The following is a 1,361-nucleotide window of genomic DNA, read 5'->3' as shown; positions in this document are numbered from 1 at the left end:
CATTGAAAACGGTATTGTAAATCAAGTACCCGATTAATCCATATGGGGGGTCGGATCTACGATCCAACCTTGGGTAGATTCTTGCAGGCTGATCCGCATATTCAAGCGCCTAAGAATAGCCAGAACTTTAATCGCAGTCACAGAGTTGCCGCATACTTGGAAAAGGCAGGGCTAATTGAACGAGATGCAAACAGTGCTTTTTTGGATTTACCGCTAGAAGACGAAGATGGACTGCTGCACTTACAAGCCGCCTCAGTGAACTATCGCATTGCGGTTGGGAAGGATATAGGTAAGAAAGTATTCTCGCTACAAACGTTGCCTGCAAAAGATGAAGATAACTATGGTCAATTAGCTCAAATAGACGGATTTAGTTTACATGCGGGGGTTTTCGCCGACACCCATCAAACGGGTAAGCTAGAGCGTCTTTGTAGATATATCGCCAGGCCAGCAGTAAGTGAAAAACGCCTAAACCTCACATCTACTGGTAACGTCAGATATGAACTCAAGACGCCCTACAAAGACGGAACTACTCATGTGTTTTTTTCGCCACTTGACTTCATTAGTAAGTTGGCTGCACTGGTACCGCCGCCTAGACTTAACCTGACTCGATTTTATGGCGTGTTTGCGCCTAATAGCAATGTACGCGCAAAGGTCACGGCTTCTCAGCGTGGGAAGAATAGTCCTCGCTTAGCAGAACGTCCGAAAGATCCAGATAAGCCGTACCATGCTCGCAGCATGAGTTGGGCGCAAAGGTTGAAGCGAGTATTCAATATTGATGTCACTATATGTGAGGCGTGTGAGAGTACTAAGGTCAAGATAATGGCATGCATTACAGACGCTGCCACCATCCAAAAGATATTGACGCATTTGGATAAACAAGACTCAGCGATTACCGCCAACTCATGCAGAGCGCCACCACTCACTGGATCACGGCATACAACACAGATTGAAGACTATATAATCCAGAAAAATTTTGATTTTGGCGCTTAAGAGTGCGGCCACCAATACCGCTTTAACACCAATGTGTTGAGGCTCTACCTTCCTCACATGACAAATAAGTTTTCAGTACTAATGGCCAGCCTATTTTCATATCTTGACTACATTTACTCCGTAATTACCCGCTGTTTTTGAATCTGCAATGCATCAAAAAAGCCTTAAAGTCAGCTGTCACAGAGGGTAGTAAGTAGTGTTAATCCATCTTATACTCGACTTATTTCGACATTCAGGGCTTTTAGATGTGAGTCGAAGCTTATTTGACGCTCGCGTTGCACAGCGCGACTTTGAATCTGCACTGCCTACTGCTTCTAGCCTTTCTCGAGAACGGCATTACAGTCGAGGAAATGCAAGAGCTCGAGCTGAAC

1 protein-coding gene is annotated in these 1,361 nt (G+C 45.0%); it reads left to right on the top strand.

What is annotated here, in order from left to right:
• The first annotated feature begins 81 nt into the window (after positions 1 to 81).
• Positions 82 to 990, top strand: a complete 909-nt coding sequence (locus tag AC07E3_RS21385) for a transposase (RefSeq protein WP_478364743.1) — start codon at positions 82 to 84, stop codon at positions 988 to 990.
• Positions 991 to 1,361 lie beyond the last annotated feature (371 nt).

It is taken from the genome of Nitratireductor lacus (genome assembly GCF_056431025.1).
This window is presented reverse-complemented; position numbering and strand designations above follow the sequence as displayed.